This window comes from Halomonas sp. ATBC28 (assembly GCF_005937175.1).
Lineage (GTDB): Bacteria > Pseudomonadota > Gammaproteobacteria > Pseudomonadales > Halomonadaceae > Vreelandella > Vreelandella titanicae.
This window is the reverse complement of record NZ_VCQL01000063.1, coordinates 1-1,005: the sequence shown is the minus strand read 5'-3', so window position 1 is coordinate 1,005 and position 1,005 is coordinate 1. Positions and strand designations below refer to the sequence as shown.

General features: G+C 49.6%; 1 protein-coding gene. It reads left to right on the top strand.

Going from position 1 to position 1,005, the window contains the following annotated elements; all coding sequences use genetic code 11:
- Positions 1-964 (top strand): IS110 family transposase (locus E0L35_RS25290; protein WP_138801715.1); only part of this gene is annotated, 964 nt, incomplete at its 5' end.
- Positions 965-1,005: the final 41 nt, after the last annotated feature.

Sequence of the window (1,005 nt, the reverse complement as noted above, 5' to 3'; positions counted from 1 at the left end):
TCAGCAGGGCGACACCCTTCTGCATAAAGAGATTCCAGCCAAACCAGAACCTTTGCTCCATCTGATCGAACCCTACCTGGACGAGCTGATCATCGGCGTCGAATGCATGCACTGCTGGTACTGGATCGCCGATTTCTGTGAAGACCAGGGCATTGCTTTCATTCTCGGTCATGCCCTTTATATGAAGGCCATTCATGGCGGTAAAACAAAGAATGACCGCGTGGATTCTTACAAGATTGCGGCGCTTATCCGCGGTGGCAACTTTCCCCTCGCGTATGCCTACCCTCGTAGCATGCGAGCAACACGGGATTTACTTCGTCGTCGCACTGGGCTCGTTCGACACGGTGCGGATCTCAAAGCTCATGTGGTCAACACCACGAGTCAGTACAATCTGCCACCCAACAAGGTCAATTTGAAAAATGTCAGTGCCAGAGAGCAACTGGGCAGAACCTTTGATGATCCGCTCGTTCAGCGCAATATCGATTTAGATATGGCCGTTTTAGAGTGCTACCACCGGGAACTAAGCCAGGTGGAATGGCTATTGGAAAAGCAGGCTAAAAAGCATCAGCCGACCTACTACCACTTATTAAAAACCATTCCCGGCGTTGGCCGTATTTTAGCGCTCACTATTCTGTATGAAGTCGGTGATATTCGGCGTTTTGAATCTGTCCAGAAGTTTGCCTCCTATTCCCGACTAATCAAGTGCAAAGCCGAATCGGCTGGTAAGACCTATGGCACCCAGGGCAACAAGATTGGTAATGCCCATCTGAAGTGGGCTTTTTCTGAGGCTGCGGTGCTTTATCTGCGCGGCAATCCAGGTGCACAAAAGCTGTTGCAACGCTTCCAGAAACGCATGGGTAAAGCCAAAGCCTTATCGGCTCTGGCCCACAAGTTAGGGCGTGCGGTCTATTTCATGTTAAAGAACGAAAAGGTATTTGATGAACAACGCTTTTTAACGAGTTAGTCACGCAGCAGGATGATGATCAACGTCTAACTGGATCATCA